Below are 15,407 nucleotides of genomic sequence, written 5' to 3' on the forward strand. Positions count from 1 at the left end.
TAAAAAAAGACACATAATGTGTCTTTTTCCGAACATATATATATATTATAATATAGTTACATTCTCCGCTTGAGGACCTCTAGCACCTTTAACTATATTAAAGTTTACTTTTTGACCTTCTTCTAATGATTTAAACCCATCAGTTTGTATAGCTGTAAAATGTACGAATACATCATCTCCACCTTCTACTGATATGAAACCAAATCCTTTTTCATTGTTAAACCATTTTACTATTCCATTTATCATTAAAAAATACTCCTGTGAACCTATTTCTAGGTCTCTCTTAATTTATTTGTGTATCGATTTTGTATCGCTACAAGTATTATTATAGCACACATTATTAATAATAGATAGTCTTTTATTTTATTTCCTTAATTTAGGATGACTTTTAGGTATAGAGTTAATAAGTTTTTTAGTATAGTCATGTTTAGGATTATTATATATACTATCAGAACTTCCCATTTCTACTACTTTGCCATTATTCATTACTATTATTTCATCACAAAAGCATCTAACTACATTTAAATTGTGAGATATAAATAAATATGTTAAATTAAATTTCTCTTTTAAATCCAACATTAAATTTAGTATCTGAGATTGTATAGAAACATCAAGTGCTGCAGTAGGCTCATCACAAATTATAAACTTAGGTTTTAAAGCTAAAACTCTAGCTATAGCTATTCTTTGCCTTTGTCCTCCACTAAATTCATATGGATATCTATTTATGTAACTCTTATCTAATCCACAAGCTTCTAGGGATTTTTCTGCAATAGTATAAGCTTCTTTAGTACTTACATTACTATGCTTTTTTATTCCTTCTACTATAGTTTTTCCAATACTCATCTTAGGATCTAGTGATGAATATGGGTCTTGAAATATTATTTGCATGTCTTTTCTTAAATTTATCATATCTTTTTTAGATATATTTATATTTTTTTCCACATCATATATAACTTTATCTTCAAATACTACACTTCCGCCAGTTGCATCTATTAGATTTAATATACATTTTGATAAAGTAGATTTTCCACATCCACTTTCCCCGACTAAGCCTACTATACTTCCTCTTTGAATATTTAAAGAAACATCATCTACAGATTTTTGGTATTTCTTCTCTTTAAAGAAAAGATTATTTTTTAAAGGATAGTATTTTTTAAGATTTTTTACTTGTAAAATATAATCTTTTTCCATATATACACCTTTCTAGCCTCATTAAATTTCTTTGAAACAACTTATTTTATGATTTTTTTCAATTTCTCTTAACTTAGGTTCTTCATTAATGCACTTATCAAAACAATATTCACACCTATTATTAAAACTACATCCTTTAGGTATATTATCTATAGTTGGTACACTTCCCTTTATAGAGAAAAATCTATTATTAACTAAATTACTTCCAACTCTAGATAATAATAATCCTTGAGAATATGGGTGTTTAGGATTATCAAAAAACTCAAATACATCAGCTTCTTCAACAATCTTTCCTAAATACATAACGTATACTCTATCAGCTATTTCTGCTACAACATCTAAGTCATGAGTTATAAATATTACCGACATATCAAACTCTTTACTTATATCTTTTAATAAGTTTAAAATCTCTTTTTGAACTGTAACATCTAGTGCAGTTGTTGGCTCATCTGCAATTAATAGTTTAGGTTTTAGAGCTATAGCCATGGCTATCATAACTCTTTGTCTCATTCCTCCTGAAAGCTCATGAGGATATTTTTTTAAAACTTCTTTAGGATTTGGTATTTTTACTTTTTCTAATAAGTCTATTACCATATCTTTAACTTCTCTTTTACTTATCTTTTTATGTTCTAGTATAACTTCACCTATTTGCTTTTCTACATTAAATAATGGATTTAAAGCCACCATAGGCTCTTGAAATATAATTGATATATCTTTTCCCCTTATACTACACATGTCTTTTTCCGTTAAGTTTAATAAGTTTTTACATTCAAAGTTAATCTCACCTTCAATTTCTGCATTATCAGAAATTAATCTCATTATAGCTAATGAAGTTAAACTCTTACCGCTTCCACTTTCTCCAACTAGTGATATTATTTCACCTTTATCTATATTTAAATTAACACCATTTACTGTATAGTTATTGTGTTTATTATCTTTAAATTTTATTTTTAAATCCTTAATATTAACTAACATATAATCACCACCTATAAATGCTTTTTAGGATCTAGCTTTTTCCTAAGACCTTCTCCTAAGAAATTTATAGCTAAAACAGATACTATTATCATAAATCCAGGTGGTATCCAAAGCCACCATTCACTACTTAAAGTTCTCATATTTTGAGCAGCCGTAAGCATATTTCCCCAACTTGGCATAGGTGGCTTAACCCCCATACCTAAAAAGCTTAAGGATGCTTCCATAAGTATTGCAGTTGCCATGGATAAAGTCATTGCAACTAAGATACTAGATAATATATTTGGTATTATATGCTTTAAAATTATATCAAAATTATTAAATCCAATAGCTTTAGATGCCATTATAAAATCTCTTTCTTTTATGGATAAAACTTCAGCTCTAACAATTCTTGCTATATCTGTCCATGATAAGACAGCAATTATAACTATAAGGTTTACTACACTAGGCCCAACAATCGCAGCTAATGCTATAGCCACTATAAAAAATGGAAAACACATAACTATATCTACATTTCTCATTATTATTGTATCTACAATTCCACCAAAATAACCTGCAAGTATCCCTAGTATTGACCCTATTATAACTTGTAGCATAGTTGCAAATACCCCTACTAATAAGGATACTCTTCCTCCATATAAAAGCCTTGCTAAAACATCTCTACCTAAGTCATCTGTTCCTAAAAGATGTTCACTGCTTGGAGGGGAACTTATATTATATAAATCTACAGAATTTATGTTTTGCTTTAAAAATAATGGACCTATAAAAGATACTATAATTAGTGTTATTAAAATACTCATTCCTATTAAAATTAATTTATTTTTCTTCATTTTATATGTCCTCCTATTTATCATATCTAATTCTTGGATCTATAATTGCATATAGTATATCAGCAAGTAAATTAGATAATAAAATTATTATAGAAAGAATCATAAGAATTCCCATTATAAGAGGATAGTCTCTATTTAAAACAGCTTCGTAGCTAAGTCTTCCTATTCCAGGCCATACAAATACAGTTTCTGTTAAAAGTGCTCCCGAAAATAAAAATGGTATCTGAAGGCAAATTATTGTCACTATAGGTATAAGTGCATTTTTAAATCCATGCTTAAATATTGCCTTATTTATTGTTAATCCCTTTGATCTTGCTGTTGTTATATACTCTTTATCTAGTACATCTATCATTGCAGATCTTGTGTATCTTACAAATGCAGTACTTTGTAGAAAAGCTAAAACTATACCTGGAAGTATCATATGTTTTAATGTATCAAGTGCTGCTTTTATTCCTGTATAATCTGTTCCTAAAGTTTTCATTCCAGATACTGGAAGTAACTGTAAATCAAATGCAAATACTTTTATAAGTATAAGTCCAAAGAAAAATGCAGGTATTGACAGTCCTATAAAAGAAATTACAGTAACTACATGGTCAAATAAAGTATTTTTCTTTATAGCTGATAAAATTCCTATCCCTATTCCAAATACTAAACTTAAAAGTAATGAAAATGATGCTAATAATACTGTATTTGACATTCTTGAACCTATTATATCTAATACAGGTTGTCCATAATAAATTGAATATCCTAAATCACCGCTTAAAGCTCTTGAAATCCATTTAAAATATTTTATATGTATAGGATCATAGTAACCAATTTTTCTTAACATCTCCTTTACTATTTCTGGAGAAACATTTGGATCTATCATAGTTGAATAAGGGTTACCCGGCTGTAAATGTATAAGTGCAAATATTATTATAGAAATTCCAAACAATACAAGTAATGTTGTTAACAATCTTTTTAATATATACTTAGTCAAGTTATAAACTCCTTTCTTTATTTATTAATCAAAAAAGCTATCCTAAAAAGGATAACTTTTTATTTATATTAATTAATCTATATACCAGTCTTCTACATTATTAAAGTCATTAAATATAGATGGTTTATAATTTTTAAGATGAGGGTTGTAAGCTTTTCTTATATTTTGAGAATATAAGTATGCCCAAGGTACTTCTTCATTTAAAAGTTGCCCAAATTGAGAGTATATTTCTTTACGTTGATTTTTATCATATACACCTATACCTTCTTCTATTAACTTATCTGCTTGATCATTTTTAAATGATGATATATTCCATGCAGAATTTCCTTTTTCATCTGATGCAGAAGTTGAATGCCAGTATGCCTTTGGATCTGGATCTATTTGTAAGTTATTACCCATTAAGTAAAGTTCAAAGTCATGGTTTGCCACTACCTTATCCATAAGTGCAGAGAACTCCATATTTTCAAGTTCTATCTTAACTCCTATATCTTTTAAATTAGCTTGAATTATTGGAGCTGTTTGCTCTCTTAATGAATTTCCTGTTGGATAAGCTAATTTAGCTGTTAATTCTTTTCCATTTTTATCTTCAACTATACCATTATTATCTCTATCTTCATATCCAGATTTCTTTAAAAGTTCTTTTGCTTTTTCAATGTTATGTTTATAGTCATTTAAAGTTGACTTGTCTGGATAAGCCCATGAACTTGGTAGCATAGGAGTATTTACAACTTGACCGTTTCCTTCTAATAACTTATCTACCATTGCCTCTCTATCTAGTGCATACATAAATGCTTGTCTTACATTTTTATCTTGGAATTTTTTATCTCTAAGATTGAATCCCATATATTGAATTAAGTTATTATCATAAGATACTACTTTCATACCTTTAGATTCTAATTCTTCAATATCTTTTTTCTTTAAATTTGATGCATCTATAACATCTACTGTTCCATTTAAAAGTTCTACTTGAGCTGTATCCTCATTAGCAACTTTTAATATGAATTTTTCAGTTTTTACATCTCCATCAAAGTAGTTATCATTCTTTTTAAGCTGAACATCTTGTCCTTCTGCAAATGATACAACTTCATATGGACCAGTTCCAACTGGCTTAGCTAATAAATCCTTTTGGTCTTTCCACTTAGCTACTGGTATTTTTTCCCATACATGCTTAGGTACTATCCCCATGCCCCCTAAATTTATAAGTCCTGGTGAGTATGGTTCTTCAAAAGTAAATTTAATAGTATTATTATCTATTACCTCTATACCTTCAATTTTATCAGCTGTTCCTTCGTGGTAAGCTTTTGCCCCTTTTAACTTTTCAACATCTCCATATTTTGATCCCGTATAATCTTTATTTGCTAAGCTTGTGAATGTAAATGCAACATCATCTGCAGTTAGAGCTTTTCCATCATTCCATTTTATATTGTCTTTTAACTTAAATGTAATACTTAAATTATCATCCGATATTTCATAACTTTTAGCTAATTCTGGTTGTGGATTTAACTTTTCATCAAAACTTAATAAAGAGTTATATGTAAGTGATATGACTGCATCATCATATACTGTATCATTAAGTAGTGGGTTAAATATTCCTGTAGGCGAACTTGATAATGCATATACTATGCTATCTTTAGATTTTGGCAAAACTGCTTTATCAGTTTTATTACTACATCCTGTAAGTATGCTTATTGCTAATGTAGCTGTCATTACTAGTGAAATCACTCTTTTTCTTTTTAACAATTAACTTTCCTCCGATACTTTTTCAAAAATTCTCAACCATTGAAATACTACATTATTAAACATTTCCTGTCAATTTTTATAGAATTTCCCTATAATATGCAATATTAATATAGTAAAATTCTATTAATTTATATAAAAATAAATAATTCTACTATTATTGTAAAGTTTAACTATCACAACGAGTTAATTAATTACAATAAAAAAAAAGACACATAATGTGTCTTTTTCCGAACATATATATATATTATAATATAGTTACATTCTCCGCTTGAGGACCTCTAGCACCTTTAACTATATTAAAGTTTACTTTTTGACCTTCTTCTAATGATTTAAACCCATCAGTTTGTATAGCTGTAAAATGTACGAATACATCATCTCCACCTTCTACTGATATGAAACCAAATCCTTTTTCATTGTTAAACCATTTTACTATTCCATTTATCATTAAAAAATACTCCTGTGAACCTATTTCTAGGTCTCTCTTAATTTATTTGTGTATCGATTTTGTATCGCTACAAGTATTATTATAGCACATGCTATTAATAATAGATAGCTTTTTATTTTATTTTCTTTTAAATGCTTTCTATTTAACTTAAATTAACCTTGTTTAAATGTACTATTTTAAACGATTTGCAAGAATTTTTCATCATAATTATCAATATAAATTTATAAAAATTACAATAAAAAAGGAGCTTAAATTAAGCTCCTTTTACTTTTAATCTATATGTTTAGCGTTATATTCTTTATCTAGTTCTTTATAGAAGTTAGCCATAGTTAAAGTAAAGTATGGTGATAACCATAAAAATCCTATTCCTAAAGTTAATATACTTAATATAGCCCATCCTATAAAGCTTAGCCATATAACGAATAATCTCCATTTATGACCTTTCATCATTTTTATACTAAGAGATATTGATTTAAATACTCCTACTTCTTCTTTATCTGCAAGTATAAATGGTACCATAGAAATTGCTAATTGAATTACTATTGATATTAACCATAATATAATACCTACAATTACCATTGGTGCTATAGCTTCAAATAAATCATTTGCATTTAATACACTTATTGTAAATCCACCTACAAAACTAAACATTAATACAATATATACTATTATTAATATTATACCTACTAATACAGAAAATCCTAAAGATTTAAAGAAAGTTTTTTTTGATACTGATAAATCACTAAAATCAACGCTTTCATCTTCTATAAGGTTTAGAGATAATTTCGGATATGCTACAAAGAACCATGATTCTATAACTAAAGCAAGTATTATTCCAATTAATGATACAAATAAAGACTCGCTATTATCTAGATATGATACTAAAAACATTACTATTGAATAAGCTAACATAGCTAATACTGGTACATTCCAATTACCCTTTAGTTGACTTTTAGAAAGTTCTTTTAACTCTTTCCTATTCATAAAAATTCCTCCAATGATTGTTACTTAATGTCTATGAGTTTAATATACCCTATTATTTTTTATCTAAAACATTTATTGTTAAAAAATGGATTATTTAAATTTGTACTTTTTTTAAACTATAAATTATAAATAGTTTTTAAATAAAAAAGCTTAGGTTATACCTAAGCTTTAATGTATTTTATTACTATTTTTTTAAAATAAAGATAATTGGTTTTCGTCACTCATATTATTAAGTGAACCGTGACTAGTTAATGTTTCTATAACGGTCTTAGAAATCTTAGTTCTCTTTCTTAAGTCTTCTTTAGAAATAAATTCTCCATTTTCTCTTTCTTTTTGTATATTTATTGCTGCGTTTTCCCCAACCCCTTGCAGGGCTATCATTGGAGGAAGTAGCATCTTTTCTCCTGCAACTTGGAATTTACTTGCATCTGATTTATATATATCAACTGGAAGTATTTTTATACCTCTTGCATACATTTCAAGTGCAACTTCAAGTACTGTAAGCATATTTTTTTCTTTAGTTGTTGCGTCATTTCCTAAACTTTCTATTTCATTTATTCTAGCTTTAATTGCAGGTAGTCCCTTAACTATTAAATCAGCATCAAAGTCTTCTGCCTTTGTTGTAAAGTAAGTTGCATAGAAAGCTTCTGGATAATGAACCTTACAGTATGCTAGTCTAAATGACATCATAACATATGCTACGGCATGTGCTTTAGGGAACATGTACTTTATTTGTTTACATGACCATATATACCATTCTGGTACGTTGTTAGCTTCCATTAACTCAACATGTTCAGGCTTTAGCCCTCTACCTTTTCTAACATTTTCCATTATGGTGAAGGCCATCTTTGGTGGAAGTCCTTTAAATATAAGGTAGTTCATTATATCGTCACGTGTTGATATAACATCTTTAAGACCAACTATTTCCTTTTGAACAAGTTCTTGTGCATTGTTTAGCCAAACGTCAGTACCATGAGATAATCCTGATATACGTACTAGTTCTGCAAATGTTGTTGGTTTTGTATCAAGTAGCATTTGTCTAACAAACTTTGTACCAAACTCAGGTATAGCAAGTGAACCTATAGGACAGTTAATTTCCTCTGGTGTTACTCCTAGTGCATCTGTTGAAGTAAATAGTGACATTGTTTCTTTGTCATCTAAAGGTATTTCTGTTGCATCTATTCCTGTTATATCTTCTAACATTCTTATTATGGTCGGAACGTCGTGCCCAAGTATATCTAGCTTTAGTATTCTACCACTTATAGAGTGGTAGTCAAAGTGTGTTGTTATTACTCCACAGCTTGTATCATTAGCAGGGTATTGTATTGGGGTAAAATCATATACATCCTTGTAATGAGGTACAACCATAACTCCACCTGGATGCTGTCCTGATGTTCTTTTTACTCCTGTACATCCATTTGATAATCTTACTACCTCTGCTGTTGGTACTTGTATATTATTTTCTTCTACATATTTTCTAGCGTATCCAAATGCTGTTTTTTCAGCTACTGTACCTATTGTTCCTGCTCTATAAACATATCCTTCACCAAATAGTTCTTCTGTGTATTTGTGTATTACTGGCTGGTATTCTCCAGAGAAGTTAAGGTCTATATCTGGCTCTTTATCTCCTTCAAATCCAAGGAAAACTTCAAATGGTATATCATGACCATCTTTTTTAAGCTTTCTTCCACACTTTGGACAATCCTTATCTGGTAAGTCTACTCCAGAACCCCATTCACCTATTTCATAGAAATATGAATATTTACAATCTTCATTTTCACATATATAATGTGCTGGAAGTGGATTAACCTCTGTTATATCACTCATTGTTGCTGCTACTGATGAACCAACCGAACCTCTTGAACCAACTAAGTATCCATCTCTTAGTGACTTTGTAACTAGCTTTTGGGCGATAATATACATTACGGCATATCCATTTTTTATTATAGAGTTTAGCTCTCTATCAAGTCTATTTTGAACAACTTCTGGAAGAGGATCTCCATATATTCTTTTAGCTTTGTTGTAGCACATTTCTCTAAGTTCTACATCTGAACCTTCTATTTCTGGAGGATATGTTCCATCTGGTATTGGTAGTATATCTTCTACCATATCAGCTATTTTATTAGTGTTAGTAACTACAACTTCATAGGCTAGCTCTTCTCCTAAGTAGCTAAATTCTCTTAGCATTTCATCTGTTGTTCTAAAGTGAAGATAAGTTTCTTCTTCATCTACTTTAAATCCTTGAGAGTATTTAAGTATTTTTCTAAGAACAGCTTCATGTTCATCTAAGAAGTGAACATCTCCTGTAGCTACTGGTATTTTTCCAAATTTATGGGCTACCTCTACCATTTTTCTATTTAAATCTCTTAGTTCTTCTTCATCTTCTACTTCACCTTTATGAATCATAAATTTATTATTATCTATTGGCATTACTTCTATATAGTCATATAAATCTATAATTTTAGCCATTTCTTCATCATCAACATTTTTCTTTACTGCTTGATATACCTGTCCATTTTCACAAGCAGAACCTATTATAAGTCCTTCTCTATGTTCTTGTAAGAAGCTTTTTAGTATTCTTGGTGCTCTGTAAAAATGATTAACATGGGCATCTGATACTATTTTGTATAGGTTTTTAAGTCCTGTGTAGTCTTTTGCAAGTAAAGTTATATGATTAGTTCCTAGTTTTGTATAATCAACTTTACCTAAAACTTCATTTACTTCTTTTAATGTGTTTGCACCTTTTTTTACTAACATATCTAAAAACTTTTGAAATATTAAAGCCGTAGCTCTTGCATCATCTACAGCTCTATGGTGATTTAAAAGTGGAACACCTAGTGCTTTTGCTACTACATTTAATCTATGTCTTTTTAAATCTGGAAGTAATATTCTAGCTAGTGTAAGTGTATCTATACTTTTATTATTAAATTCTATATTTTGTTGTCTACATTTTTCTCTTATAAATCCAATATCAAACTCTGCATTGTGAGCAACTAATACACTATCTCCTATAAATTCCATAAACTTAGGCAATATTTCTTCTATGGTTGGTTTATCTTTTACCATATCATTAGTTATACCTGTTAGTTCTTGAATTTTATATGATATATCTTTTTGTGGGTTTATAAGTTCACTAAAATTATCTACTATTTCAAAGTTTTCTATTTTAACTGCACCTATTTCAGTTATTTTATCGTTAGTATTAGAAAACCCTGTTGTTTCTATATCAAATACTACAAAGCTTTGTGATAGCTCTTTGTCATTAGCATCTTCTATTATATCTTTTGAATCTTCTACTAAATATCCTTCAACACCATATAATACTTTTATATTATTAGCCTTAGCTGCACCCATAGCCTCTGGGAAAGCTTGAACCACTCCATGGTCAGTTATTGCGATTGCCTTATGTCCCCATTTTGCTGCTCTTTCTATAAGCTTTTTAGTAGAACAAAGTGCATCCATTGATGACATTTGAGTGTGTGCATGAAGTTCAACTCTTTTATTTTCTGATAAATCTTTTTTCTCTTCTTTTTCTTCTTTTCTTATACCACTTATAGTCATTGTAAGTTCTCTTTGGTAAGTGTCATACATAACATCACCTTTTATTTTTACATGTGAACCTTTTTTAACATTATCAATAACTTTATCTTTATTAGTGTCATTTAAGAATAATTTACAGCTTACAGAACTTGTATAGTCTGTAATAGATGCTATAAATAATATTTTACCATTTCTAAGTTCTTTAATTTCTATATCAAATATATCACCAACTACTGCTACTGTACCTGACTCTTGGTTAAGAGATTCGATTTTTTCTACCATAGCATGTACATTTTCACCATATATTAGATGTTCATCAAATTCAGGTCTTATAACATAAGCCTCTTCTTCATCTTCTTTAGGTTCATTAGTTGCTTGTATTTCTAAATCTTTAATCTTATCTTCTATTATTTTATCGCTTTTTCTTAATATTCTTTCAATGTTTACATCTTCATCTATAGCCCTTTCCATGACTATATTAATATCTATTCCTAACTCCTCACTTAACACACTTTTTAATACATATACTACATTTTGTTTTATAAGTCTTTCATAAAATATTCCTTTTGGAATTTTTATTTTTAGTAAATCATCTATACACATATACTCAACTTGCCTATACCATCCTGCTATAGATGGGCAAAGTCTTTTTAAAATATATAATATATTTACCCAGTACATTTTTATAATGTCTTTATTAGCTTTTCTATCAAGCCCTGTATATCTTATTTTTATTTTTATATCTTTAAAGTAGTCTAGCTTATTGTGCAAGTCTTCCTTTAACATATCAAGTACTTCATAGGATATTATAGATTTTGAGTTTAAATAAAAATATACTATTTTGTCTTCTTTAAAGTAAGTTACTTTGTTTATATAAACTTCTTTTAATTGTTTTTTTAATATATTATTGTTTATTTCTAGTTTATCTAAGTATTCACTAACAGTTTCCATAGCATCCTCCCTTCAAAACTTAGTAATATATTATATCACAGTTTTTAAGTTTTAGAGTTATCTATATTTATACCCATATATACTATTTTAATTTGGATTAGCTACAAATTGCACCTATTTTAATATTATATTAAAAGACTATATAATTAGGCGGTGTTAATATGGCTACCTTTAACGAAAATAATTATAGAAAAATAACAACTTATTATAAAACATTAGGCGAAAAAAAATTATTTAAATCTTCTTTAAATAGTCTAAATCTAAACAAAAGAGTATTTTTATTTTATTTTAAATATAAAAATATTCCTATATGTGCTTTACCTAGACTAAGATCAATCCTTGCTTCTAGACATAGCTTTTTATCTTTTTGCTATAATTTTTTTAACTTTGTAAACTCAAATGGTGTTTGTGTTGAAATTAGCGAAGATTCTATATCTCTAATTGCTAAGTTTGTTGTATCTCACGAGATTGGTCATATTGTAGATAAAAATATATATAAATCTAAGGAACAATACAGCGCTATAATATATTCAATAATAGATAAAATAATAGAATACGACATAGATGTTAGTAATAACAATATCCATAAAGAAAATATTCCTGATGATTTAGAAAAAAACCTTATTGCTTTAAAGAAAAATCTAATTGATAGAGAAGTTACAGCTTGGAATAATGCTAAATCTATGGTAAACATTAAAAATAGCCATGAAGAGTTTATATTTAACAAGGTAAAAGAGTATGCACTTGCTACTTATAACTTTGGAAATCTTAAAAGTGTTGTAAGAGAGCATAATATAGATACTATTTTACGATATACAAAAAAAGTTGCATAGCTTTACATACTCTTATATTTTTTAAATTAAAAATGTCTCAAAATAATAATTTTGAGACATTTTCCCTAAATATTAAAATATATTAATTATTTTGACATTATTATGTACATAGATATTATAAGCCCTATACATCCAGTACAAAACATTATGTCAATAACCTTTTTATTCATATCTCCCCTATTTCCCCCTATTTATTAAGTAATGGTTTTATTATATTATTAGGTATAGTAAATTCAACTAACCCCATATACCCTGGCGCTACGTCATACTTATCAAAGCATATAACAAGTTCACCATTTTTATTTATATAAAAATCTTGATTTTTATCAATAAACTTAAAATTCATTTCTTTTATTTCATCATCTATCCAATAATGTTTATTCTTATCTTTTTTCATATTGTCTCTCATTTGTTCTTTTATATTTTGACTTATAACATTTATATAGTCATTATTTTTAAACATCCCCTCTAAAGACAATACTGTTTCATTTTTTTTATCTATATTATAAAATTTTCTTATTGTATTTGATGAACCTTGTGCATAATGAGTGTAAACTACTACTGAAAATAAATCTTCGTTATCTGTTAATACTTCATACCAAGATTCTACTAAGCTATGCCCTTGTACTTTATCTGATTTTAATATTTCCATTTCTTCTAAGAAATCTTCGTATAATTTTTTTCCTTCTTTTTCAAACTCACTATTTAATTTATACTCTAATTTTTTATCTGTTAATCCGCTTATTTTTGGAACATCTATTGATGCCTTATATCCATTTTCATCTATACTGTAATTTTTTATAGTTATTATTTTTACTAAATTTCCTATTATCGGTATTTTAGAAAGAGTTTGAGCAAATGCTGGGCTAATATTTATGCCTAAAACAACAAGTAAAAGAGATGCTGCTATTACCATTTTGTTTTGATATTTTCTATATTTTATATTGCTATTTAGTGCATCATTTACTACATCATCTAATTCTTTTGGTATTTTAATATTATCATAATCTTTCTTTAACATTTTCAAGCTATCTTTATCCTTCATTATTAACCATCCTCTCTCTTGATGTCTATTTTTATTTTAAGCTTACTAAGAGCCTTATAAATTCTAGTTTTTATTGTGCTTATATTTTGGTCTAATGTCTTTGCTATATCCTCTATTTTCATATCTTCAAAGTATCTAAGTATTATAACTGTTTTATAAATTTCATCTAAGCTATCTACTGCCCTTAGTAGATCTATATCACTATATTTATCATAATCTATTTTAGAATCTTCTAAAACATCATCACTTACTACTATGTATTTTTTATTTTTCCTTATATAGTCTGTTGTAGTATTTATAAGTATTTTATAAAACCATGGCTTTATATTATCCGTATCTTTTAATGTATTTATTTTAGAAAGAGCTTTACATATAGCATCATGAACTATGTCTAGGGCATCATATTCATTTTTAACATAGCTATAAGCTATTTTGTAAAATGACTCTTTGTTTTTAACTATATAGTCTTTTAATTTTTTTTCTTTTAAATCTTTGCTTAAGCTTAGCAGTTTCATTAATAATTTAAACCTTCCTTTCTTGTACATATATATAGACGACTTATGTACACTAAAAAGTTGCTTATTTTTTAATTTTTTAATTTAATATATAAAATACCCTCATCTTTTAACTTAGATGAGGGTATTTTTTTATTTATCTGCTATATTTTGGAATATCAAATACTAAATTGCTTCCTTTATCATACATGCCAACTATTTTTACCATTACTCCTGATATACCATTTGCCCAGTTTACATCTGTTGCATATTGATGCCATGAGTAATCATAGTTAAATTTCATTTTAAATATGTTATTTTGCTTATATTTTGTATTTTTTATGTAATTTTGAGCTATCCATTTAGCTGAACCATCAATTGTTGCCTCTACACTTGTCCAACCATTTGAATAAGCAGCTTCAGCACCGCTTACGTTTGCACTATGGTCTATTGCACCTATACCAAAGAAGTTGTAAACCTTAACTGGTGATGGTAGTGGTTTTCCTTTGTATGATGTTATAGTTTGACCTTGTGCTAAAGTTGATCTTCCATAAGCTGTTTCCCACATAGCATGAGATACTAAATAAGCTAAATCTATATCATATCTTTTAGCTGCATTTATAAAAGTTTGCCCTTGATTATAAAATACATTAGTTCCTGAAGATGCTGGTCTTAAAGAGTTTAAATATGAGTTTAATTCACTAGCAGTAACTCCACCTTTATATGAATCTGTTCTTAAAAACTGCATCATTCCCTTTGTACTACCTGTAAAGTTATTTGGGTTTAAGTAGTATTCTAAGTCTGCTCTACTAGCAGTAACAAATCCTCTTTTTATAGATGAATCTATAACATTTCCACCTACACGTGCTCTTTCTAATTGAACTACTACATGATCTTCTAATGTATATCCTAGTTGTATATGATTTACAGTTGCTCCATTTATATTGGCAGTTCCTCCACCATTATCTGGAGTTTCACTTCCTCCACTAGAACCTATGTTACTTAAATACATACTAGAAACATATGCATTACTTCCTCTGTAATCTATTTTTGACCATCCATTACTTTCTTCTTTTACTTTTACTTCATCACCCTTGCTTAAAACACCTATTTTAGAGTGAGATGTTGATGGACCACTTCTTACGTTTAGGAAGTCGTAGTTTACTACTTTTACTGTATGATTATCTGGATTACTTGGCACTTCTGGTGTTGTACTTTCACTACTTAAGTACGAACTTGATACATATGCTACATTTCCATTGTATTTTATTTTACTCCATCCATTGCTTTCAGATATTACTCCTACTTTATCTCCTTTTTTTAGTGTTCCTATTTTTGAGTGAGATGTTGATGGTCCACTTCTTACATTTAAAAATTCATAATTTACTACTTTTGTTTCTTTT

The 15,407-nt window shown here is 28.2% G+C and carries 13 protein-coding genes; 1 reads left to right on the forward strand and 12 read right to left on the reverse strand.

Annotated features, from left to right (window positions below; all coding sequences use genetic code 11):
* Positions 1-45: 45 nt before the first annotated feature.
* The 9 genes from I2H23_RS05985 to I2H23_RS06025 all read right to left on the reverse strand — a co-directional run bounded on the left by I2H23_RS05985 (position 46) and on the right by I2H23_RS06025 (position 11,632).
* Positions 46-246, reverse strand: coding sequence for a cold-shock protein (locus I2H23_RS05985; RefSeq protein ID WP_092924729.1), 201 nt, complete (start codon positions 244-246; stop codon positions 46-48).
* 117 nt (positions 247-363) lie between these two features.
* Entirely contained in the window at positions 364-1,191 is an 828-nt protein-coding gene (locus I2H23_RS05990; RefSeq protein ID WP_195581300.1) for an ATP-binding cassette domain-containing protein, read from the reverse strand.
* Positions 1,192-1,212: 21 nt separating this feature from the next.
* Positions 1,213-2,166, reverse strand: a complete 954-nt coding sequence (locus I2H23_RS05995; RefSeq protein ID WP_195581301.1) for an ABC transporter ATP-binding protein — start codon at positions 2,164-2,166, stop codon at positions 1,213-1,215.
* A gap of 11 nt (positions 2,167-2,177) precedes the next feature.
* Positions 2,178-2,993, reverse strand: coding sequence for an oligopeptide ABC transporter permease (opp4C, locus tag I2H23_RS06000; RefSeq protein WP_243248234.1), 816 nt, complete (start codon positions 2,991-2,993; stop codon positions 2,178-2,180).
* A 13-nt stretch (positions 2,994-3,006) separates the two neighbouring features.
* Positions 3,007-3,972, reverse strand: a complete 966-nt coding sequence (locus I2H23_RS06005; protein WP_195581305.1) for an ABC transporter permease — start codon at positions 3,970-3,972, stop codon at positions 3,007-3,009.
* Between the two features lie 72 nt (positions 3,973-4,044).
* Positions 4,045-5,712 (reverse strand): peptide-binding protein, encoded by a 1,668-nt coding sequence (locus tag I2H23_RS06010; protein WP_195581307.1) that lies wholly within the window; start codon positions 5,710-5,712, stop codon positions 4,045-4,047.
* Between the two features lie 244 nt (positions 5,713-5,956).
* Positions 5,957-6,157 carry a cold-shock protein gene (locus I2H23_RS06015; RefSeq protein ID WP_092924729.1) on the reverse strand — a complete coding sequence of 67 codons (201 nt, stop codon included), beginning with the start codon at positions 6,155-6,157 and terminating at the stop codon, positions 5,957-5,959.
* 270 nt (positions 6,158-6,427) lie between these two features.
* Positions 6,428-7,141 (reverse strand): DUF975 family protein, encoded by a 714-nt coding sequence (locus I2H23_RS06020; RefSeq protein WP_195581308.1) that lies wholly within the window; start codon positions 7,139-7,141, stop codon positions 6,428-6,430.
* A 192-nt stretch (positions 7,142-7,333) separates the two neighbouring features.
* Entirely contained in the window at positions 7,334-11,632 is a 4,299-nt protein-coding gene (locus tag I2H23_RS06025) for a PolC-type DNA polymerase III (RefSeq protein WP_092924725.1), read from the reverse strand.
* Positions 11,633-11,793: 161 nt separating this feature from the next.
* On the opposite strand from I2H23_RS06025, the gene I2H23_RS06030 reads away from it, so the two are divergent.
* Positions 11,794-12,465: a hypothetical protein gene (locus I2H23_RS06030; RefSeq protein WP_092924723.1), complete on the forward strand. Its 672-nt coding sequence runs from the start codon at positions 11,794-11,796 to the stop codon at positions 12,463-12,465.
* A 187-nt stretch (positions 12,466-12,652) separates the two neighbouring features.
* Here I2H23_RS06030 and I2H23_RS06035 read toward each other — a convergent pair whose 3' ends face one another.
* From I2H23_RS06035 to I2H23_RS15345, 3 genes are all read right to left on the reverse strand, one after another.
* Positions 12,653-13,510: an anti-sigma-V factor rsiV gene (locus I2H23_RS06035; RefSeq protein WP_092924721.1), complete on the reverse strand. Its 858-nt coding sequence runs from the start codon at positions 13,508-13,510 to the stop codon at positions 12,653-12,655.
* A gap of 2 nt (positions 13,511-13,512) precedes the next feature.
* Positions 13,513-14,025: an RNA polymerase sigma factor gene (locus I2H23_RS06040; RefSeq protein ID WP_195581309.1), complete on the reverse strand. Its 513-nt coding sequence runs from the start codon at positions 14,023-14,025 to the stop codon at positions 13,513-13,515.
* Positions 14,026-14,161: 136 nt separating this feature from the next.
* Positions 14,162-15,407, reverse strand: a 1,246-nt coding sequence (locus I2H23_RS15345; RefSeq protein WP_243248235.1) for an N-acetylglucosaminidase, incomplete at its 5' end; no start/stop codon positions are given.

The organism is Romboutsia sp. BSD2780061687b_171204_C1 (assembly GCF_015560225.1).
Taxonomy (GTDB): Bacteria; Bacillota; Clostridia; order Peptostreptococcales; family Peptostreptococcaceae; genus Romboutsia_C; species Romboutsia_C hominis.